We start from the raw sequence: 21,710 nt of genomic DNA, 5'->3' as shown, positions 1-21,710 counted from the left end.
CCTTAAGTAATTTGTTTTGTATAGTATTGACCCCCCTGCGCGCTGCCAGCGGCAGGGAAGAATTCGTGCTAGGATCTTCGTTTTCGTAAACCAAAACCTGCGGTAAGTCGGTCTAAGATTATCGCGACAACGACAATGGCAAGTCCGGCTTCAAAACCACTACCGACATCATTTCGACCTACAGCCCGGTACACGATATCACCCAAACCGTCAGCACCGATCATCGATGCGATAACGACCATGGAAAGGGAAAGCATAATCGTTTGGTTCACACCCGCCATAATTGTCGTTCTTGCCATCGGCAACTGAACTTTAAATAGTTTCTGTGCACCTGTAGACCCGAACGCATCTGCCGCTTCAATCGCTTCAGAAGACACTTCGCGAATTCCGAGGTTCGTAAGGCGAATGGTCGGTGGCATCCCGAAGATCACTGACGCAATAACTCCTGGCTCCATACCAATTCCAAAGAAAGCAACTGCAGGAATTAAGTATACAAATGCTGGCATCGTCTGCATAAAGTCAAGGATCGGCTTGACAATCGCTTCGACGGTGTCATTCTTTGCCATCCAAATTCCGACAGGAACACCAATCACAACAGAAAGAATCGTCGCTGCCAAAATGAGTGACAGCATCGTAATCATGTCTTCCCAGAATCCTAAGTTAATAATTAACATGAGACCGAAGAAGACAAAGGCGGTAAGGCCAATTTTCCTTCCGGCAAAAAAGTACGTTACAGCAGCGATAATTGCTACAAATAATAGTGCCGGGATCGCTTCCATGGCTGTGGTCAGCCCTAATAGGATATAGTAAATGACCGTTTCGATACTTTCAAAGATGAAATCCGCATTCGTCATCCAATCAACAACATCACGCGTCCATTCATCGAGAGGAATTCTAGGTATCGCATCACTCATCCAGATTCACCTCTTTTCCAGAAAGCGCTGCAAGAATTGAACTTCTAATAATAATGCCTCGAAGCTTTCCATCATCCACAACCGCAATTGGATATTTAGTTTCTGACGTTAAATCAATAACATCATTGACAGGCATGTCCATCTCGATCACTTTTAGTGCGTTCGTTTGAATGGCCTCTGTCAAATCGTCTTTACCTTCGTCCACAAGCTTGCGAACGTCTGCCGCATCAACAATCCCGATGAGTTCACGGTTTCGTTTCACTGCGAAAATGCTTGAAATACCAGTCTCACGCATCCGCTTCAACGCAACACGAGGACCTTCCCGCTCTGGTTGTACCGTTTCTGGGCGCATCATGACGTTGGATGCAGTATACACCTTTGATCGATCAACGTCCTCGACAAATTTCTCTACGTATTCATCGGCAGGATTCGTTAGAATCTCCTCAGGCGTGCCGATTTGTACAATAGCGCCATCTTTCATAATTGTAATCCGGTCGCCAATGCGAAGCGCTTCGTCTAAGTCATGCGTAATAAAGATAATCGTCTTCTTCATCGTTTCTTGAAGATCGAGCAATTCGTCTTGCATGTCTTTACGAATTAACGGGTCTAACGCTGAGAAGGCTTCATCCATTAACAATACGTCGGAATCATTCGCAAATGCCCGCGCCAGTCCAACACGCTGTTGCATCCCTCCGGAAAGCTCATCTGGATACTTATCTTCGTAGCCTTCCAAGCCTACGAGCTTTAACGATTCCATCGCTTTCTTGTAACGATCGTCTTTACTAACCCCTTGAACTTCCAATCCGTATTCAACATTGCTAACAATGGTGCGAAACGGAAATAAACCAAACTTCTGAAAAACCATACTCATATCTTTACGTCTTATGTCACGTAATGTTTTCTGGTCCACTTTCGCCAGATCTTTGTCGTTTAAGTATACAGAGCCTTCTGTCGGTTCAATCAGTCGGTTAAGTAATCGTACGAGTGTCGATTTTCCACTTCCCGATAACCCCATAATGACAAAAATTTCTCCGTCTTCAACTGCAAATGAAGCTTTGTTCACACCGACAGTTAATCCTGTTTTTTCGAGGATCTCTGATTTGGACTTTGATTCATTTAATAACGGAATCGCCCGCGCCGGTTTCTTACCGAATACTTTCGTCAAATTCTCTACTTTAATTTTCGACAATGCATCCACCCCTCTATTTGATCATGTTTAAGCATTCACGCACATTTATCATCCATTGATCAATGGTCTATGCTTTTTGCACCATACTTTCAAAACTATACGCCGTTTTTGGATCGTGTACAAACTCATTCTATCGTATATATTGCCCATAATCTAAGATCCTTACAATTCCAAGGGCTTTACTACATGGTTTTCGAATGTATTCGCTTGAATGCTCATGTTTTGATGCATTATCGCGATTGCCAATTGTCAAAAACGTGCGCAAGCTTTAACAACTACTATATTCCCACAACTTTTAAGACGTAAACCTCATATTTTGTAAAAAAATATCGAAACGTAAGGCTTTGTGCCTGAATCGATTCAACTAAAAAACAATCAGCAATACAAAAAAGCCATAGACAACGTCTTCCGAAAGGAAATCTGTTTGCCTATGGCTTATATGACACTTTAACTTTTCGGTCTTTAAATATGAACCGTAACGTCACCTTGTTCTTGTAGTTCTGGAACAAGTGTTTCAAATACATATTCCGTTTGCTTGTCTTGCTCGAGCATCATGCGGAGGTCCTCTTCAACTTCACTGAATTCTGGTACTTCCTGAGGTCCCATGCCCATCATTTCTTCTTCTTCTGATACATCTTCATCTGATTCTTCAAATTGCGCATTCATTTCTTCAATCATGCGTACTTCTTCTTCATACGCTTCTTCCACTTCTTCATCAGTCACTTCGAAATCTGTTTGTGAATTTACGTAAAGTTCAACAGCCACTTGTGGAGCGAGCATTTCACGAAATTCATCGGCACTTACACCTTGCTGCTCTTCCACCATGTCGTAATACTCTTCAACGTCCATGCCTTCTACATCGAGCTGCTCTTGTTCAATGATGTATTCGTCAATCTCTTCTTCTGATGGTTCATAACCTTGCTCTCTAGCTTCTTGTTCGAGCAGTTCTTGACCAACAAGCCCATCAACAATCATCTCGGTAATTTCTGGGTCAAGACCGTCTTCACTCTCACCCATACCACTCATCATTGCAATCATCGTATATTGTTCTTCAAATAGATCTCTACTAATATCGGTGCCATTCACTTCAGCAATGGTATCCGGTAGTTCACTAAAATCCATTTCAGGATGACCCTGTTCTGGTGACGCTTGTTCTTGTTCACCTTGTTCTTGTTCTTCTTGTGATTGTTCACCTTCACTATCATCGCCACATGCTGCGAGACCAAACGTTAAAAGAGCAGCAGCGCCTACGGTGACTATTCGTTTATTCAATGCCAAGAACCCCTTTCTTCATTGCGGTTGATGGCATTGTAACATAGCTGATTATCAAAAAGACAATCTGTGTGGAGATTTTGTATTTCTTCGATAGATGTGTCAGTTTGTTGACAGAAAGTTTCCTTCTTCCTTTTGGACATGATCATTATAAAAGCGCCGGTAGTTCTCACCTACCACGCGTTTTACGTCTGTGTCAGAATAGTGCTTGAGCATCTCTTCGATCAATTGTGGAAATTGGCCCGAATCTTCAAGCCCAGAAACGGCAGTCGTGATGCCATCAAAGTCTGACCCAAATCCGACGTGTTCAATCCCAATTCTGCCAGCAATATCATCAATGTGTTCGAAAAGATCTTTGTACGTAGCTTTCTTTGTGCCATTAATGAACTTCGGAAAGAAGGTCATACCAACGAGGCTGTTTTTCTGTTTTATCGCTTGCAATTGTTCGGAAGTTAGATTCCTTGGATGTTCATGAATATTGCGACTGTTTGCGTGACTTACAAAAAATGAGCCACTCCGCTCCACCGTTTCAAAGTAACTAGCTTCGTTTAAATGAGCTCCGTCTAAAATCATGCCTTCTTTCGCTAGAAAATCGACGACGTTCCGACCACGGTTCGTTAGCCCTGACCCTCTTGTCTCCATACAACCCGATGCTAGGTGATTAGATTCGTTCCAAGTGAGTCCGACACTTTCTACCCCTAAACGTTTTAACAAACGCCACCTCATCCAATCATCTGAAACAAAATCAGCCCCTTCTAAAGCGAGTATCGCTCGTGTTTTATTTTCTGTCGCTTCAATCAGTGTACACGGGTTCCAAGCAATCTGCCCGTTTGTTACGACGGATTGGTGAAACAGATCAATTTGTCGAAGTATAATATCAAATTGGTCCCCGCGCGTTTCGTATACAGGTGGGAACACTGCAAACACTTGCATGTTCACTCCACCTTGAGCAAGAGTTTGCTCACTAACAACAGTCGTTTGTTCAAACGTATTATTTGGTGATTCCCACATCCGAAGCAGGGCATCACAATGGCCATCTGCAATAAACATATCCTCACTCTTTTCTAATAATTGATTTATGAATTCTACTCAACTTGGTCATTCACAAAACGGGCTTCACTCGCATAAAAAATAGCAAACACGATGGAAAAGGGGATTTTCATGTATAGAAGAACACAATTCTCACCGCCGCCTGGTCCCGGACCGAAAAATCACCACCCGTATATGTATCCTCCAAGACCTTATCCACCTTCAGTTCCGAATCAACCACCTGTCGCAAACTTCACGCAACAAGCAAATGCAATGGTTTATTCGCCACAAGTTCAAAAGCCTAAAGGTGCATATGTCAAAAACATTATGAACGGATTCACTGACCAAAATGGACAAATCGATGTACAAAAAACGATGGCGACCGTTGATACCGCTATGAAAACGTACCAGCAAGTATCACCGATGATTAAACAAATTACAAGCTTATTTACAACCGTTCGCTCTTAAACAAAAAATAGACCCGTATGCAGTAGCCATGCATACGGGATGTATTAATGATTATAAAGCGGCAACGGCCGATGATAAATCTTCACATGTAGTGGAAAGGTCCCCATATGCCGGGCATCCATTAGTGCTTCATACATCTTCTTCCCTCTCGGAGCATTGGCAGAATGAACGGTTATGCGATCTGCATAGATACGATGCTCAATCATGTACTCAACGACTGCATAGCCATTGGATTGATCACTCCCCATATCGTGATCCAGAGACAGGTGGGAAAGTGTCGATTCATTGGACAGAATGTAAATGCATTCTTCTGCTGTCCTCACGAGACGGTGGTCTGTTGGGGAATCGCGAACATCATCCATAAATACTTTTGACAAGTCACTACACATCCTCATTTTGTGACGTTTGGCATTCAGCGATATCTCCTCAACTTAAGAATAGCATACGTGCTTTGTTAAAGCAAACTGTATTGTTCGTATTTTCTGAATCATATACATCGAAATCCTTACTTGTGTATCTATACACTTAAATAAGGATGCTCATACAAAAACGAAAAACCAATATCCATAAATACATACAATTGTTCATTCATTGGGTAAGAAAATGTACGAATGTGATCGGTTGTCGTCAAGTCTTTATATAAGTCTGAAAGTACACCTTTTCCAGACACATTCATTCGCACAATGTTTTCTAAAAAGTACGGTCGCCAGCTCCAATTTTGCCAACGGTTCGTTTCATCATATTCCCATACACCTGCTGATGTACGAACCATGTTAGCCGTCTGTTGTTCACCTTGGTCATTGACGATATACACGCGAAAACAAACATCGTCCATACGTTTACCAATTTCATATGCAAACGCATCAAGAGCCTCAATGCTTTGACTCGAAACGATCTTCTCCATTCTTTTTCCAAGGTCACTCGTAAACGTGAGCAAGGAGCGAATTCTTTCTTGCTCATACGTTAAAAACCTTTGAAACTCTTTTTGCAACCGCGCCTTGCTGCCCACATCGTGGACAACATCTCTTTTCGTCGTTGACAAAAAGTCTCCTTGGATGTATCTTGCACCTGACTGCCACGCATCTTTTAGCTGTTGAAAGTTCCCGATGCCACGAAATAATAAAGAAGCACCAATCTTTCCTGCAGCGACAGAGTAAGAGTGAAACAGCTCACGATGAAGATCCACAAGGTCGGTTTGAAACGACTGCATATCCATTTCAACGACGTCTGGTTTAATGTGTGATAAATCCCTTAACGTAAGCTGTTGGTATGCTAAACTTTTCATCGCTACTTTTAATCCGCTTCTTTGTAAATAGTACGTAAAGTGCTTAATCTCTTCCCATCCGCTGAAGTCGTCCGTACAAACGACACCTAAAATGGCCGGCACTCCCGTGTTCTTAAATTCTTCTAGAAGGTTGTCTGCTTCGCTTCCTGTGTATAGCGATGCGTTGATGCTTATATATAAAAATACGTTTTCGTCTTGCATGATCTGAAACGCGGCCGTTCTCGTCTGCATGTCAACTTGACGCCGATACTCTTCAGGCACTTGATTGTCGTAAATGAACGCCGACAAATGATGTTCAACTCCTTCTGAATCGAGAAAGTGTGACGTCACTTCAAATCCGGCGATTTCATGATTACCTGCATGATACATCGGCTGAAACTTCGGATAGATATTCGTCAAATTGTCCATAACTTCCAGCGCATCCATCCTATTCACTCCTCTCCTTGCCAGCCGAAAAGCGAATGATCTCCTCCCCAACTTCTAAAGGGATTTCTTCTGGAAGTAGATGACCAACTTTCGGAAACACTTTCAATTTTGCACGGTGCAGTTCTTTTTCTAAATACCTGCCGACGCCTACAGGTACAATGCGATCATTTTCTCCCCATAAAAGCAGCACAGGTTTAGTAATTTTATGCAATTCTTCCCGACTTAAATCCCCTTCTCGCTGGCGAATGAACTTACTAAGCGCACGGTACATCAAATTCTCTTGGAGCGGCAAACTGTACGCGTCTATTTGCTCTGTCGTCACTTTCTTATTGTCATGAATGACCTGCTTTAACACGTGACTCACATCACGATCTCTTACATATCTTGCAAGCCAAACGTCGAAGAAAGGAAGTCGACTTGCCCATCGAAGACGCTTGGAGCTTTTTTGCATATCTCCAGAACTCGCAAGCAGTACAACACGGTGGACACATCGGTTTGACCTTGCGAGGCGTAGTGCAATTTGACCACCCATCGAATGGCCGACAGGCACAATGTCGGTAAAGTGTTCCTCTCGTCGGTCTATCATATCTTGAACGGTTTTTGTGAACTGTTCATAAGAGAACTCATACTTCACATCTTTTTTACTCCTTCCAAATCCTGGAAGGTCAAGCGTTAGCACATGGGCATGGTTTACGAGACTTGGAATTAATGATTGAAAGCTAAAAGACCAGCTCATAAATCCGTGAATAAGTACAAATAACTTCTCTGAATCCCCCGCTTCGCACGGATAAAACTTGGCATTCACATCCTCTTCACTTAGCACGTAACGGTTACCTTCGTTCATAAGGCGTCTCTTGATACACGTAATAGTTTAGCCAGTTTGAAAATAATAAATGAGAATGCGCTCGCCATAAAAGCGGGGGCAAGCTTTGTGTATTATCTTCTGGGAAATAATCATCAGGAATTTGTGTATCCATTCCTCGTTGTCGGTCTCGTAAATATTCTTCTTTCAACGTATCTGCATCGTATTCTCCGTGTCCGGTCACAAACACTTGACTGCCATTGTGATTCGTTATGAGATACACACCCGCTCGCTCGGACTCAGCTAATATCTTTAACTCCGCATGAGACTCGATGTCTTCTTTATCGGTCGTCGTGTAACGAGAGTGAGGAACATAAAATGAATCATCAAACCCGCGCAAAAGCGGGTTATTTTTCTCTTTAATCGTATGTTTGAACACACCAAACTGCTTTGTCGGAAGCGCCTGTTTATCAATACCATAGTGATGGTACATCGCCGCTTGTGCACCCCAACAAATGTGAAGCGTACTCGTCACATGTGTCTTACTCCAATCTAGCATTTCCCGCAGTTCGTCCCAATAAGTTACCTTTTCAAAAGGAAGTTTCTCGATCGGTGCTCCGGTAATAATCATCCCATCAAAATTATAATCTTTAACGTCAGCAAATGATTTATAGAACGACGACAGATGTTCTGTTGACGTATTTTTGGATTGATGTGATGCAGGGTGCAAAAACGTAATCTCTACTTGCAAAGGTGTATTTCCGAGCAAACGTAATAATTGCGTTTCTGTCGTTTCTTTGACAGGCATTAGATTTAGGATGACGATGTGCAGCGGTCGAATATCTTGTGCATAAGCGCGCTCGTCTTTCATGACAAATATATTCTCTTGCTGCAAGATTTCTGATGCGGGCAATTGATTTGGAATCTTTATTGGCATGATTGAACCTCTCTTATCATAATCTCTACTCTGCTGCGGTATTTACGTCCCACGCTCCATACTCTCCCGTTGCATGGTGAGAGTAAATCCACTCAAATTGTGAATCAATGTTTGGAACTTCGTACGAAAGCGTCCCTCTTCGTTGTCCACCCGGTCGAATTTGCCCCCCCATCAACCGTTGGTCACCAAACGAAGAATCATGTCGATATTCATACCCCTCTTCATCGACAATGCTCGTATTAAGCGGCGCAAACTGCGCACTCGACTCTGTTTGATTGACGACCATCACATCTACGATTACGTAGGACGTCTCTTCATTCGATTCTGCGTATGCATCTACGACCGAAATGTCCAAATTTCCGATACGTGCGGATTCACTATCCGTTAAAAGATCGTCACTCGCACTCGTTAAGTTGTCTGACTGACCTCTGCCTTCAAATGCCATCCCAGCCATAAACCCAAGAACCAATACGAGACCCATTAGTGTCCAATACTTCCATCCCATTAAAGCCTCTCCTATCAATCGTCACATCCGACTTAACGTTTCCACCAATCGTCTTGAGGCGTCACCGGTCCGACTCGTTTATGTTCCGTCTTGTTGTATCCGGTAATGATCTTGTCTTCAACCTCTTTATCGAGTGGTTTCCCTTCAAGAAAATCGTCAATTTGCTCATACGTAAGTCCGAGTGCCTCTTCATCTGACAACCCTGGACGATCATCTTCCAAATCAGCCGTAGGTACTTTCAAATACGTTTCTTCGGGCGCATCTAAATATTTCAGTATCTCTTTTCCTTGTCGCTTCGTGAGCCCAAACAGTGGCGTAAGGTCACAAGCACCGTCTCCAAACTTCGTAAAAAAGCCAGTTACTGCTTCTGCCGCATGGTCTGTGCCGATCACAAGCAACCCTTTTGATGCAGCGAAATCGTAATGAACTTTCATTCGCTCTCTCGCCTTCGTATTGCCTTTAACAAAATCAGACAACTTTTCCCCTGCAGCATCTTCGTAGGCTTTCACAGCAGCATCTACCGCTGGTTTAATATTCACAGTGAGAACGTGATCAGGTTCAATAAATTCAAGCGCACGTTTCGCGTCATCCTCATCCTTTTGCTCACCGTATGGTAAACGGAGGGCCAAAAATTGATACCGGTCATCATTCTCTTCGTTACGTAGTTCTGCGACAGCTGATTGCGCCATTTTCCCTAGAAGCGTCGAATCTTGACCACCAGAAATCCCAAGAACAAACCCATTTGTCCCGGTATTCTTTATGTATGCCTTCATAAATTCTTTTCTCTTCTTAAATGCATGTTCCGGTTCAATAGATGGGTTCACTTCCAAAGCTTCGATAATCTCTTCTCGATTCATCTTCATTCCTCCCAAGGGTTTTATAAATCGTTCGTATTGGTCGAGTTTCCCTTCTTGAATCAAAACCTTTTGTTGGTGCGTTCCAAACAAATCGAAGTGTGACAATGACCCTCGCTCATGAATCCATTCTTTACGAAGACCGTAGCGTTTCCCCCATTGTAGCAATTTTTCTAGATCTGCACAGGCGACTTTTGTTACAGTATCACAATCTGGAAAACGATCATCTAACCAAAAATGCGTGAGAATGCTAATTTCACCAGCTCTCGCCCGCGCTTTCCATTGCTCCATCTCTCGTTTTGATACGCCAAACGCCATTACAACTTGTCCCGCTTCGATTGAACTTCGTTTTCATATACACGATGCCACTCCGGTGCAACTTTCTTCATGGATACCGGTCGGAATCGGTCGGCTGTCACAACGACGTGTGTCGTCGTTCCTTCAACACACACTTGTCCTTTGTCATTCGTAATTGTGTACGCATAGGTTGCCCGAATGCCCGTATAATCGGAAAGCCAAGTCGCAATATGAGCCGTCTCAGGATACCGTAGTGCTTGTTTATATTGGAGATTTACTTCTGTTACAGGCGCAAGCAAACCGTCCTGTTCCATTTGTGTGTAAGAAAAGCCAAGTTTTTCAATGAAGTCTGTGCGACCGATTTCACACCAAATAAGATATTGAGAATGATGAATCACACCCATTTGATCCGTTTCTGCATAACGTGTTTGAATGGTCGTGTTGCTCGTTGTCATATGAATAACTCCCTTATTGAACGTTCTCTTCACTTAAGCATAGTAAATAACCCTCAAGCAATCAAGCACTACGATTGAAAAGCTTGCAAACAATAGAAATTGCTCGGTTTTCTCTGAACGCGACATCTCGCTCGTAAAAAACGGACATCCCTATGATTGGGGATGTCCGTTTCTTGCAAATCTTATTTCCGCTTTGCATCCATCTTTTCATCAATTTTTGCAAGTGCTTCGCGATCATTCATAATTTGTTCGCGATTCGTGCGCAACAATTCTGCAAACCTTACTTTTTTCATTCGTTTCATCGTTGATCACCTCTACTGTACATTATGGGAAGACGTTGTCGAAATTATTCATCATGTGCAAATTGATGCACTAATACGGTACGTGAAATTTTTTAATGCACAATAAAGATCCCTCTGCTTATTACACAGAGGGATCGTAAATGACGGCTTATTTGTTTGCCGCTTCTTTCAGTTTGTTACGAAGAACCATCGGCAAGATTCCGCCGTGACGATAGTAATCAATCTCTACTTCAGAATCAAAGCGTACCGTCGCGTCGAATGATGTCTTCTTGCCATTCTCATCCGTCGCTGTTACTTGAATCGTGTCTCTTGGTGTAACGGCGTCGGTAATGTTAATATCAAACGTTTCTTTCCCTGTAAGACCAAGAGAATCTGCACCTTCACCTTTTTTGAATTGTAGTGGGAGTACACCCATCAATGCAAGGTTACTTCGGTGAATACGCTCAAAGCTCTGGGCAATAACCATCTTGATGCCAAGAAGATTCGTTCCTTTTGCTGCCCAGTCACGTGAACTTCCCATTCCGTAATCTTCTCCAGCCATTACAACGAGTCCTGTATCTTCTTCTTTATACTTCATCGCTGCATCATAGATCGGCATGACTTCATCTGTTGGCCAATAGGTTGTGAAGCCACCTTCAGTACCTGGTGCCAATTGGTTTTTGATTCGGATGTTTGCGAACGTACCGCGCATCATAACTTCATGATTCCCGCGTCTAGAGCCGTACGAGTTAAACTGCGCAGGCTTAAGACCTTTGGACATGAGGTACTCACCCGCCGGGCTATTTTTCGCAATTGAACCTGCAGGAGAAATGTGGTCTGTCGTAACAGAATCACCAAACTTCCCGATGGCTCTCAAGCTATTTAAAGATGTAATGCTTTTTGGATCTTTCGACATATCTTCAAAGAACGGTGGGTTTTGGATGTACGTAGACTCCTCATCCCAGTTATAAAGTTCTGCGTTGTCCTTAGACTGAAGCGCATTCCAACGCTCATTGTTATCGAAAACATCCGCATACTCATCTTTAAACAGTTGTGGTGACACGTTGTCGCGGATAAATGACTCGATCTCCGCAGAAGATGGCCACAAGTCTTTAAAGTAAACGTCTGTTCCGTTTGCATCTTTACCAAATGAATCATTACGCAAGTCGAAGTTCACATTGCCCGCAAGTGCATAAGCAACGACAAGTGGCGGTGATGCCAAGTAGTTTGCACGCACGAGTGGGTGAATACGACCTTCAAAGTTACGGTTACCACTGAGTACAGAAGAAACGAGCATATCATTGTCGGCGATTGCTTTTTCAATCTCGTCAGGAAGTGGACCACTGTTACCGATACACGTTGTACAACCGTAACCAACAAGGTTAAACCCAAGTTTATTCAAGTAAGGCATAAGCCCAGAGTCTTCAAGGTAACGCGTAACCACTTTTGAACCTGGTGCGAGTGAAGTTTTTACATACTCTGGCACATCAAGTCCTTTTTCAACGGCTTTCTTGGCAACCAAACCTGCACCAATCATAACCGATGGGTTCGACGTGTTCGTACAGCTTGTGATGGCAGCAATCGTAACAGCACCTGTATCAAGCTTTGATGTTTTGCCGTTCGGATGCTCGACATCTACAGAGCGCTCGAGCTCAGATTCTTCAAGACCAAATCCGTGGTTCCCTGCTGGAGCCGTTACCGCTTTTTTGAATGATTTTTGCATGTCGTCAAGCTCAATGAGATCTTGAGGACGTTTTGGACCTGAAAGTGCTGGATCGACGTTGCTCATGTCCAATTTAACGACTTCAGAGTACGTTGGCTCTGGTGCATCTTCAGTAAAGTAAAGACCGTTCGCTTCGCTATATGCCTTTACAATTGCGATTTGTTCTTCACTACGTCCAGTCAAACGCATGTAGTTAAGCGCTTCCTCGTCAACAGGGAAGAAACCACACGTTGCACCGTATTCAGGAGCCATGTTTGAAATCGTCGCACGATCAGCAAGGCTCATACCGCTAAGGCCCGGTCCGAAGAATTCGACGAACTTGCCGACAACATTTTTGGATCGTAGAAGTTGAGTCACTTTGAGTGCCAAGTCTGTTGCTGTTGCACCGTCTGGAAGCTTTCCTTCCAAGCGTACACCGACAACTTCAGGCGCTGGGAAATAAGAAGGTTGCTGGAGCATACCTGCTTCGGCTTCAATACCACCAACACCCCAACCAAGTACACCAATTCCGTTAATCATCGTTGTATGAGAATCGGTACCGACTAGCGTATCAGGGAAAGCAATCTTCTCACCTTCATCGTTCTTTCCAACGTGAACAACATTCGCAAGATATTCGAGGTTCACTTGGTGAACAATACCCGTTGCTGGAGGTACCGCACTGTAGTTTTCAAATGCTTTTGTTGCCCAGCTGAGCAATTTGTAGCGCTCTTCGTTACGCTCAAACTCTAAGTTCATGTTGCGCATAAGTGCGTCACTTGTACCAAACTGGTCGACTTGAACCGAGTGGTCAACAACGAGGTCGGCTGGAATTGCTGGATCGATCGAAGAAGGGTCTCCCCCAAAATCAGCAATCGCTTTACGAAGTGAGGCAAGGTCAACAACCGCTGGTACACCTGTAAAGTCTTGAAGGATGACACGCGATGGTTTAAAAGGAACGTCTTCAGTTCCGCCACCTTTTGTGCCCCATTTTGCGAGACTTTCCACATGTTCCTTTTTGATGACTTTACCATCTTGCTGTCTTAATAAAGATTCCAATAATACTTTAATTGAATATGGTAGTTTAGTAACATCCGCGACATTGCTTAACGACTGTAAGTCATAATAAACATAAGATTCGCCGTTAACGTCGAATGTTTTTTTGGCTTGATAGAGATCATTTGTTTCACTCATCAAATCCCTCCCTTTACTCCTATCATATAATACCGTAACCAATTTGTCGAAGTATAATCTCTTAAAATCACAAACCTTGTTCATCGAATTTCTTATATGCTAATATAAGAATTGATTATAATACCGAGGTGAACCGAGTGGCTGAAAATCTATTCATGTGGTTTATCGTATTTTGGACCGTCTTTATGGTTGTTTTTATGTTTATCGGTGGTTTCTTTATGTTCCGTAAGTTTCTCAAACGGTTGCCAAAAGAAGATGGACGCTCCATCTTAGACTGGCAAGACCATTACCTTGAGCGAACGAGACACTTGTGGACAAAACAGCAAAGTGACTTGCTAGAAGAGCTCATATCTCCTGTTCCAGAGCTATTTCGTGATGTGGCAAGAGACAAGATCGCTGGTAAAATTGGCGAACTTGCGATCGAGCAAAAAGCAGATCATATTACTGAGGATCTTTTGATTCGCGGTTATATTCTTGCGACACCAAAAAGGGACCATAAATTCCTTCGCAGAAAACTGGACGAGAAAAATATGAGTTACGAAAAATACGAACACTTATTATCATAAAACAACCTCTCACGCTCGTTCGTGAGAGGTTGTTTCGTTATGTTCGTTCACTTTTCATCGGAAATTGGAACGCGGAGTTGGATAACGTCCGTCTTTCAAATTTCTTAAACGATACGAGCATCGCAATCCTCCATGGTAAAATCATTCCAAATGCAAGCAAGAAAAACATGCCCGCTAATTGAGGAAGGTGCACTTGTTCTCCTAAAATCATCTTTACGATCACTCTCGCAATGAGTAAACCTACGAGTAAGTAAATAAACAATTTGGATCGTTTCATATAAATATCTCCATCTTTTAGATGGAAATGTGACGTCCGAATCAAAAAATACGAACAAACGATCCCGGTAAGTAACGGCGCCATAATTTGCAATGTTTCTAAGCGTGCAGGTTCGTAGATGAACATTAAAAAACCAGTGCTCATCATAATTGGCGGAATGATAATCTTTTTAACGCTAGCTGGCTTTTTGATCGCTTTCAGTCTTACGAAGATGATGAAAGAGCTCATAAATACCGCGCCAATCGTCGTAAGGAGCAATAAAGTTGACTCGCTCATAAAGCGTTCTCCTCCTGCTGTCTAGATTGAACGTTATGTATAGGGTACACGATTCTACAATTCTCATTCATACAGATAAAACACCTCGGTGTCGAGGTGTTCACTTTTTGGTGTCTTGCTGCTTTTGCATCGCCTTCATCATCTGATTAATCTTCTTTTGAGAAGGGTTTTGCCCCATTTGCATCATCATGACACGAAGCATTTGTTCATTAATTGGTGGATTCTTTTTCATATAATTCATCATCGTTTTTCTAGCGATGAAAAATCCTAGTGCAACACCTGCTAACATCGCAGCAATTGCAATTAGTACAACCCAGATAGTGCTCACGATCGTTTCCTCCTAATCTTTACACTCGCAGTTCCTTATTACAGCACGTCCCATTATACCGTAACTGAACCTGCATGAAAAGACCATTACACATTCTCAAGCAAAAGCGATTTAAATTTTATCGGTTTTAACCAGCCATACTTTTGCCGATGAATGTCACATGCGAAAAAATAAGGGTCATACGTTTGCAATTGATCAAACCACGGCCACTCATCACCCATGTTTCCATCACTCCATATTTGCATGCGCTCATCGTTCATTGCCACTTTAACCCCGTCTTCACCTTCCATGAATAGTAGCTCTCGTTCTTTTGGTGTTGTCGCAATACGGTCAAGGGAAAATTGTTCACAAATATCATGAACAGGTAACGGCCGGCAAATGTATGCTATTTGTTTTTTTACGATGTGATACAGAGGTTTTACCGTTTCATATTCTTCGAACAGCTGAAACAATTTCGCTTCAGCGCGTATAAATCGTTTCGCGACGTCAGGTTGCAACAAATAAATATCATAGCGATGCATGTTTCGACCTCCTTTAGCTTGTCCTTATCATACCAAGATACTAAAGAGAATCTTGTCAATATTTGCACAGCACATTCGACAAAATGATTCATTCACTGCACACTTTCGCCTCCCTCGACATTTCCGATAAAAATAAACCGCCCTAGCTGAAAGGGCGGTTTATTTTAGTCAATTCACATTTACTTAATCAAACGATTTACGTGGGTAATTACGTTTTCTACATTAAAGCCGTACTCGTCCATCACGACATCTCCAGGTGCAGATGCTCCGAACGTATCAATCCCGATGTTCGCTCCGGAACGCCCTGTGTAACGTTGCCATCCATAAGTCGTACCTGCTTCAATTGAAAGGACTGGAATGTTCGCAGGCAGTACGCCTTCTTGATACGTACGATCGGTTTGTTCAAACAACTCTTGACTTGGCATACTTACGACGCGTACGTGCGTCCCTTGTTCTTTCAATTGTTTCTGTGCGTCCATCGCAAGTGACACTTCAGAGCCCGTCGCAAGAAGAGTAGCTACCGCTCCATCCGCTTCAGCGAGTACGTATGCCCCTTTCTTCACTTGCTCGTATGCGTCATCTGCAGAAATAAGTGTTGGCAATCCTTGTCGGGTCAACACAAGGGCGGTTGGTGTCCCTTTAGACTCAAGGGCGATTCGCCATGCTGCTGCAGTTTCATTGCCATCTGCTGGGCGAAGAACATTCAAGTTTGGAATCATTCGCAGCGATGAGGTTTGCTCGACAGGTTCATGAGTTGGACCGTCTTCCCCGACAGCAACGCTGTCATGGGTAAAGACAAACGTCGAAGGTACGTTCATCAATGCCGACAAACGAATGGCCGGGCGCATATAGTCAGAGAACACGAGGAACGTCGCTCCGTATGGATGTAATCCACCGTGAAGAGCGATACCGTTTACTGCTGCAGCTGTTGCAAATTCACGAACTCCAAACCATACATTTCTCCCTGTACGATTTTCTTTCGTAAAATCGTCATGATCGTTCATCATCGTATTGTTAGAAGAAGCAAGATCAGCTGAACCACCAAACAACGCATCCGTTTGTTTAGAAATTGCACTAATCATTTCACCAGAAGCTTTTCGTGTAGCCAACTTATCTTTTCCTACTTCATAAGCAGGAAGATCTAGAAGCGCTTCTTTATTAAACCATTCTCTGGCAAACGCACCGCGAAGTTCTTCTGCTTTTTTTGGTTCATCTTGTTCGTATGCGGCCAATGTATTTTCCCAATCGCTAAACTGCTTTTTATTGTTTTCTTTTAAAGAAGCAAAGAATGAAGCCACTTCCTCAGGCACATGGAACTCATCGTGCTCCCATTTATAGCTTTCTTTCACGAGTACAGTCTCGTCTGCTCCGAGAGCTTTCCCGTGAGCTTCATTCGTACCTGCTCTGTTCGGGGACCCAAAACCGATGACTGTCTTAATTTCAATCAAGCTTGGACGCGGATCCGCTTTTGCATCTGCAATTGCCCGGTCAATGGCATCAACATCACTTCCATCTTCTACAAGAATCGTGTGCCAGCCGTATGCATCGTAACGTGCCATTACATCCTCAGAAAACGAGCGATTCAAATCTCCATCTAAAGAGATGTCATTTGAATCATACAAAACAACAAGCTTCCCAAGTCCGAGATGACCCGCAAGGGATGCGGATTCTGAAGCGACCCCTTCCATCACATCTCCGTCACCACAAAGAGCGTACGTGTAATGGTCAAACAGCTCATATTTGGATGTATTGTATACTGCGCTCAGGTGGGATTCAGCCATTGCCATACCTACAGCCATTGCAAGGCCTTGACCGAGAGGTCCTGTTGTTGCATCCACACCTGGTGTATGTCCGTATTCAGGGTGACCTGGCGTTTTACTTCCCCATTGGCGGAAGTTCTTCAGTTCATCCATGCTCAAGTCATATCCACTAAGATGAAGCAGGCTATATAAAAGCATCGATCCGTGTCCGGCCGAAAGTACGAAACGGTCACGATCCCACCAGTTTGGGTTATCTGGTTCGTGCTTTAAATGTCTTGTCCACAATGCAAACGCCATCGGTGCTGCACCCATCGGAAGCCCCGGGTGACCGGAATTGGCTCGATTAATGCTATCAATGGATAACGTACGAATCGTATTAATTGCTTTTTCTTCTACTGTATTCAACACTCGTTCATCCTCTCCATCATTCCTATTAAACCTACTCTTGTCCATGATATACGGTTTTATTCATCAAAACAACCTTTAGAGCGGTTTGTTCATGACATTGAAAAAACCTGGATGCACCGTCCAGGTTGATGGGTTAAGCTATTCATTCTGTTAATAGGAACGCCTTCGTTTCTTTAATGAATGAGGAGTCACATCGCTTCCATTCTCATCAACCACTTTAACGGCTTGTAATTGCTTCTTAAAAGATGTTCTTAGACTACTCAAGTACTCATCTCTAAGCGAATGCTGTTCGAACTCTTCGTCATGAGTTAACCCCATCGTCCTTGCCCGCTTGGCAAGTTCGTTCATACGGTCGATTTTCTTACTAGAGTTCATCACGGATCCTCCTTTCGTTATTTATCATCGTTCTCACACGTTAGTATGTATATTCCCGAACAGCAAAAGAAATAAACCTAACATTTATAATTTAAAGAATTTAACCGGTTCGTCATTGTTTTCAGACCTCACGTAAAACGATGGCCAAAGTTATTAGTTTTACTTATATGAAAGAAATGCTGGATTTAAAACGACGGGTTCACTCGCCGCTAATGACGTTTGGGCTACAAACAACATGACAGCGACCGCAAAACCAAACAGAAGAATAATGAGCCACTCTTCTACCGTTTTCCTCTTTATAAGTGCTTTTGATAACTTGACCATCTGATCCCCTCCAAAACGTACGTTCGTATAACGATCATAACCGGAACAAATGTTCTTGTCAACAAGAAAAACAGAACGAGTGTTTGCAAACACATGTTTTGTATGCTATGCTTTTCCTAAGATTGGAAAGAGATAATGAGGTGAAACGATGACAAAGTTATCCGCACGCCAAGAACGCATTCTTACTTATATTAAAGATAATGTACGCAGCAAAGGTTACCCGCCGTCCGTACGAGAAATCGGTGAAGCTGTCGGTCTCGCTTCAAGCTCTACTGTGCACGGTCATTTAGCACGATTAGAGAAGAAAGGCTTTATTCGGCGTGACCCTACAAAACCTCGCGCAATCGAAGTGTTAGGATTAGATGGTGCAACGACAGACGCCTCTTCATACACCGAGAACAGCAATGCACCAGCGGCAACCGCTTACGTACCCGTTATCGGTAAAGTTACCGCAGGTCAACCGATTACGGCTGTTGAGAACATTGAAGAATACGTCCCTCTCCCTGAATCTTTTGTTGGGAATGAGTCGGTTTTCATGCTAACCATTGTCGGTGAAAGTATGATAGATGCCGGGATTTTGGACGGGGATCAAGTCATTGTTCGGCAACAACAGACAGCGAATAATGGCGATATCATCGTTGCAATGACTGAAGAGCAAGAAGCGACGGTAAAGCGCTTTTACAAGGAAGGTAATCAAATTCGTTTGCAACCAGAAAATGAAACGATGGAACCGATCTATTTAGATAATGTATCTGTGCTAGGGAAAGTGACCGGCGTACTGCGAAATATTCATTAAAGAACTGTTGAAATAATCTGTGTAGACACACAGGTTTTTTCTTTTTCGCTTTAAGTTTACATAATGTTTTTATTGTTTACTTTTCCGTTCTTTCACATAGAGAGCGACCCCGATCACACTAAGCATTCCAATTCCTGGTGTAGCGATCATAAGTGACACAATTAATCCAAACTCAAGCATACGCGGACCCCTTTAGTGTCTTTTACATCTAGTGTATGCAAGAAAATTTCTCACGTAACCGAGCGTTTGCACATTTGCCGGTTTGGGCACGATAACGGTATCTAAATAGATGAAGGGAGATATCGTTCATGTGCGGGCGATTTACATTCTTTGAGCAATTAGAAACCCTAGAAAAGCTATTTAACATCAAGTACAGACAGAATACCCCACTACCAACAAGCTATAATATCGCACCGACTCAATCAATTTTTTGCGTTTATCATGGCGGTACGTACGAACAGTTAAAAACGGTCAGATGGGGACTCATCCCCTCTTGGGCGAAAGAACAGAAATCTAGCCGTCCACTTATTAATGCCCGAGCAGAGACCGTCACAGAAAAACCTAGCTTCCGTCAATCCTTTCAAAGGAGGCGATGCATCATTCCTGCCTCTGGCTTTTACGAATGGCAAACGAAAAACAAAAAGAAGCAACCGTTTCACATCCAATTAAAAAACGGTGACCCACTCGCTTTCGCAGGCATTTGGGATACGTGGTCAAACGACACAGAACAGATGACGAGCTGCGCTATTATTACGACAGAAGCAAACGAATTGGTCGCTGACATCCATGAGCGCATGCCGGTCATTCTCTCCCCTGCTGATTTCGATCGTTGGCTAGATCCAACAAACACCGACCCCCAATCGGTAACCCCAATGTTAGAACCCTATCCTGCCGGAGACATGATTGCTTACGAAGTATCCCCACGAGTGAACGACCCAAGATCTAACGATGCTGAGCTAGTGAACTCGCTATAAGTCAAGTCATTACGTTTAATTCTTCAAGTAAACTAGTGGGCAAGCCAACCTGTACCACATTCCACGAGACATATAAAAAAGCCCTATCCCCTGAAGGATAAGGCTTTTTCCATTTTAGTATGCTTGGAAATACTGCTCTCTTTCCCAAGGGTGAACTTGGGTTCTAAACATATCCCATTCGATTTCTTTAGCTTCAACGAAGTGTTCCATTGCATGCTCGCCAAGTGCGTCGACGAGAATTTTGTCGGCTTTTAGTTCTTCAAGCGCTCCTTTTAAGCTACCAGGAAGGGCTTCGATTCCTTCGTCTTTAAGTTCTTGCTCATCCATTACATAGATGTTGCGGTCTGTTTCTTCTGGTGCTTGAAGCTTTCTTTTGACACCGTCAAGACCTGCAGCAAGCAGTGCGGCCATTGCCAAGTATGGGTTGGCAGATGGGTCTGGGCTTCTCACTTCAATTCTTGTGCTCGCTTTTCTAGAAGAAGGAATTCGCACAAGTGGACTACGGTTACGTAGTGACCAAGCGATGTATACCGGCGCTTCATAGCCTGGAACAAGACGCTTGTAAGAGTTCACGATTGGGTTTGTAATTGCTGTGAACGCTTTGGCGTGATCGAGAATCCCAGCTAAGAATTGCATCGCTGTTTCACTCAATTGGGAAGGCGTGCTCTCATCGTAAAAAGCATTCGTCTTTCCTTTGAATAAAGACATGTTACAGTGCATCCCCGAGCCGTTTACACCAAATAGTGGTTTTGGCATAAATGTCGCGTGCAAGCCATGCTTTCTAGCAATCGTTTTTACGGCTAGTTTGAACGTTTGGATGTTGTCACAAGTAGTGATTGCATCGGCATATTTAAAATCAATTTCATGTTGTCCTGGTGCTACTTCATGGTGAGATGCTTCGATTTCGAAGTCCATATCCATGAGTTCAAGTACGATGTCACGACGGCAGTTTTCACCTAAGTCTGTCGGAGCAAGGTCAAAGTATCCACCTTTGTCATTCAACTCCATCGTCGGCTCGCCTTTTTCATCGTTTTTGAAGAGGAAAAATTCTGGTTCAGGTCCAATGTTAAAGTCGGTAAACCCGAGCTCTTCTGCCTGTTTGAGTACACGCTTTAGAATGCCACGCGGGTCGCCTTCAAACGGTTTTGGTTCTTCGCCTGGTGCACCTGGCTCATAGATGTCACAAATGAGACGAGCAACTTTGCCTTTTTCCGGCGTCCAAGGGAAAATGACCCAAGTATCAAGGTCCGGATATAAGTACATATCTGACTCTTCAATACGAACAAATCCTTCAATTGAAGACCCGTCAAACATCATTTCGTTATCTAACGCTTTCTCAAGCTGATCAACCGGGATTTCAACGTTTTTAATCGTCCCTTGAAGGTCAGTAAATTGCAGTCGAATAAACTTTACGTTTTCTTCTTTTGCCAGTCGCGCAATATCTTCTCGCGTATACTTTGCCATGTTTCGTCATTCCCCTTTTCGTTTAATAATTCAA

24 protein-coding genes are annotated in these 21,710 nt (G+C 43.3%); 4 read left to right on the top strand and 20 right to left on the bottom strand.

Annotated features, from left to right (window positions below; all coding sequences use genetic code 11):
- Positions 1-68: 68 nt before the first annotated feature.
- The 4 genes from ACE1TF_RS02910 to ACE1TF_RS02895 form a co-directional block, all read right to left on the bottom strand.
- Positions 69-914 carry an ABC transporter permease gene (locus ACE1TF_RS02910; RefSeq protein ID WP_042396726.1) on the bottom strand — a complete coding sequence of 282 codons (846 nt, stop codon included), beginning with the start codon at positions 912-914 and terminating at the stop codon, positions 69-71.
- Positions 907-2,103, bottom strand: coding sequence for a quaternary amine ABC transporter ATP-binding protein (locus ACE1TF_RS02905; protein WP_375014047.1), 1,197 nt, complete (start codon positions 2,101-2,103; stop codon positions 907-909). The genes ACE1TF_RS02910 and ACE1TF_RS02905 overlap by 8 nt, the downstream gene beginning before the upstream one ends.
- Positions 2,104-2,565: 462 nt before the next feature.
- On the bottom strand, positions 2,566-3,375 hold the full coding sequence (locus tag ACE1TF_RS02900) for a SurA N-terminal domain-containing protein (RefSeq protein ID WP_375014045.1): 810 nt from the start codon (positions 3,373-3,375) through the stop codon (positions 2,566-2,568).
- A 102-nt stretch (positions 3,376-3,477) separates the two neighbouring features.
- Positions 3,478-4,425: a dipeptidase gene (locus ACE1TF_RS02895; RefSeq protein WP_375014042.1), complete on the bottom strand. Its 948-nt coding sequence runs from the start codon at positions 4,423-4,425 to the stop codon at positions 3,478-3,480.
- A gap of 111 nt (positions 4,426-4,536) precedes the next feature.
- Between ACE1TF_RS02895 and ACE1TF_RS02890 the strand changes: the two genes are divergently transcribed.
- Positions 4,537-4,872: a YppG family protein gene (locus tag ACE1TF_RS02890; RefSeq protein WP_375014040.1), complete on the top strand. Its 336-nt coding sequence runs from the start codon at positions 4,537-4,539 to the stop codon at positions 4,870-4,872.
- 44 nt (positions 4,873-4,916) lie between these two features.
- Here ACE1TF_RS02890 and ACE1TF_RS02885 read toward each other — a convergent pair whose 3' ends face one another.
- The 9 genes from ACE1TF_RS02885 to acnA all read right to left on the bottom strand — a co-directional run bounded on the left by ACE1TF_RS02885 (position 4,917) and on the right by acnA (position 13,607).
- Positions 4,917-5,249 carry a cyclic-phosphate processing receiver domain-containing protein gene (locus ACE1TF_RS02885; RefSeq protein ID WP_238544466.1) on the bottom strand — a complete coding sequence of 111 codons (333 nt, stop codon included), beginning with the start codon at positions 5,247-5,249 and terminating at the stop codon, positions 4,917-4,919.
- A 140-nt stretch (positions 5,250-5,389) separates the two neighbouring features.
- Positions 5,390-6,583, bottom strand: coding sequence for an EAL-associated domain-containing protein (locus ACE1TF_RS02880; protein ID WP_042396740.1), 1,194 nt, complete (start codon positions 6,581-6,583; stop codon positions 5,390-5,392).
- 1 nt (position 6,584) lies between these two features.
- Positions 6,585-7,427, bottom strand: a complete 843-nt coding sequence (locus ACE1TF_RS02875) for an alpha/beta fold hydrolase (protein ID WP_375014038.1) — start codon at positions 7,425-7,427, stop codon at positions 6,585-6,587.
- The gene (gene metA, locus ACE1TF_RS02870; protein WP_375014036.1) at positions 7,414-8,322 is read right to left on the bottom strand and encodes a homoserine O-acetyltransferase MetA; all 909 of its coding nucleotides are present in this window, start codon (positions 8,320-8,322) and stop codon (positions 7,414-7,416) included. The genes ACE1TF_RS02875 and metA overlap by 14 nt, the downstream gene beginning before the upstream one ends.
- Positions 8,323-8,347: 25 nt before the next feature.
- Positions 8,348-8,827 (bottom strand): DUF4352 domain-containing protein, encoded by a 480-nt coding sequence (locus ACE1TF_RS02865; protein WP_042396746.1) that lies wholly within the window; start codon positions 8,825-8,827, stop codon positions 8,348-8,350.
- Positions 8,828-8,859: 32 nt separating this feature from the next.
- Entirely contained in the window at positions 8,860-9,999 is a 1,140-nt protein-coding gene (gene nadE, locus ACE1TF_RS02860; RefSeq protein WP_375014034.1) for an ammonia-dependent NAD(+) synthetase, read from the bottom strand.
- On the bottom strand, positions 9,999-10,433 hold the full coding sequence (locus ACE1TF_RS02855; RefSeq protein WP_375014032.1) for an acyl-CoA thioesterase: 435 nt from the start codon (positions 10,431-10,433) through the stop codon (positions 9,999-10,001). The genes nadE and ACE1TF_RS02855 overlap by 1 nt, the downstream gene beginning before the upstream one ends.
- 182 nt (positions 10,434-10,615) lie before the next feature.
- Positions 10,616-10,735: an FbpB family small basic protein gene (locus ACE1TF_RS02850; protein ID WP_081828954.1), complete on the bottom strand. Its 120-nt coding sequence runs from the start codon at positions 10,733-10,735 to the stop codon at positions 10,616-10,618.
- 148 nt (positions 10,736-10,883) lie between these two features.
- Positions 10,884-13,607 carry an aconitate hydratase AcnA gene (gene acnA, locus ACE1TF_RS02845; RefSeq protein WP_375014030.1) on the bottom strand — a complete coding sequence of 908 codons (2,724 nt, stop codon included), beginning with the start codon at positions 13,605-13,607 and terminating at the stop codon, positions 10,884-10,886.
- Between the two features lie 137 nt (positions 13,608-13,744).
- Here acnA and ACE1TF_RS02840 point away from each other — a divergent pair, with 137 nt between their 5' ends.
- Positions 13,745-14,173, top strand: coding sequence for a DUF2621 family protein (locus ACE1TF_RS02840; protein WP_042396753.1), 429 nt, complete (start codon positions 13,745-13,747; stop codon positions 14,171-14,173).
- Between the two features lie 37 nt (positions 14,174-14,210).
- On the opposite strand, the gene ACE1TF_RS02835 is transcribed toward ACE1TF_RS02840, so the two are convergent.
- The 6 genes from ACE1TF_RS02835 to ACE1TF_RS02810 all read right to left on the bottom strand — a co-directional run bounded on the left by ACE1TF_RS02835 (position 14,211) and on the right by ACE1TF_RS02810 (position 18,442).
- On the bottom strand, positions 14,211-14,726 hold the full coding sequence (locus ACE1TF_RS02835) for a CcdC family protein (RefSeq protein ID WP_042396756.1): 516 nt from the start codon (positions 14,724-14,726) through the stop codon (positions 14,211-14,213).
- A 100-nt stretch (positions 14,727-14,826) separates the two neighbouring features.
- Positions 14,827-15,054, bottom strand: coding sequence for a YneF family protein (locus ACE1TF_RS02830; protein WP_081828955.1), 228 nt, complete (start codon positions 15,052-15,054; stop codon positions 14,827-14,829).
- An 86-nt stretch (positions 15,055-15,140) separates the two neighbouring features.
- Positions 15,141-15,575: a sporulation inhibitor of replication protein SirA gene (gene sirA, locus ACE1TF_RS02825; RefSeq protein WP_042396757.1), complete on the bottom strand. Its 435-nt coding sequence runs from the start codon at positions 15,573-15,575 to the stop codon at positions 15,141-15,143.
- Between the two features lie 179 nt (positions 15,576-15,754).
- On the bottom strand, positions 15,755-17,743 hold the full coding sequence (tkt, locus tag ACE1TF_RS02820; protein ID WP_375014026.1) for a transketolase: 1,989 nt from the start codon (positions 17,741-17,743) through the stop codon (positions 15,755-15,757).
- 150 nt (positions 17,744-17,893) lie between these two features.
- On the bottom strand, positions 17,894-18,118 hold the full coding sequence (locus ACE1TF_RS02815; protein WP_042396760.1) for a DUF896 domain-containing protein: 225 nt from the start codon (positions 18,116-18,118) through the stop codon (positions 17,894-17,896).
- 159 nt (positions 18,119-18,277) lie between these two features.
- Complete coding sequence (locus ACE1TF_RS02810; RefSeq protein WP_193744617.1) at positions 18,278-18,442, bottom strand: hypothetical protein; 165 nt, start codon at positions 18,440-18,442, stop codon at positions 18,278-18,280.
- 148 nt (positions 18,443-18,590) lie between these two features.
- Here ACE1TF_RS02810 and lexA point away from each other — a divergent pair, with 148 nt between their 5' ends.
- On the top strand, positions 18,591-19,238 hold the full coding sequence (lexA, locus tag ACE1TF_RS02805) for a transcriptional repressor LexA (RefSeq protein ID WP_042396763.1): 648 nt from the start codon (positions 18,591-18,593) through the stop codon (positions 19,236-19,238).
- 308 nt (positions 19,239-19,546) lie between these two features.
- A complete protein-coding gene (locus ACE1TF_RS02800; RefSeq protein WP_375014023.1) occupies positions 19,547-20,212 on the top strand; it encodes an SOS response-associated peptidase in 666 nt (221 codons plus the stop codon).
- A 114-nt stretch (positions 20,213-20,326) separates the two neighbouring features.
- Here the strand turns inward: ACE1TF_RS02800 and glnA are convergent, their stop codons facing one another.
- Entirely contained in the window at positions 20,327-21,676 is a 1,350-nt protein-coding gene (gene glnA, locus ACE1TF_RS02795) for a type I glutamate--ammonia ligase (protein ID WP_375014021.1), read from the bottom strand.
- Positions 21,677-21,710 lie beyond the last annotated feature (34 nt).

Origin of the sequence: Geomicrobium sp. JSM 1781026 (assembly GCF_041949955.1) — a bacterium.
Classification (GTDB): domain Bacteria; phylum Bacillota; class Bacilli; order Bacillales; family Marinococcaceae; genus Geomicrobium_A.
Note: the sequence above shows the minus strand (reverse complement) of the source record. Positions and strands in the feature narration are given on the sequence as shown.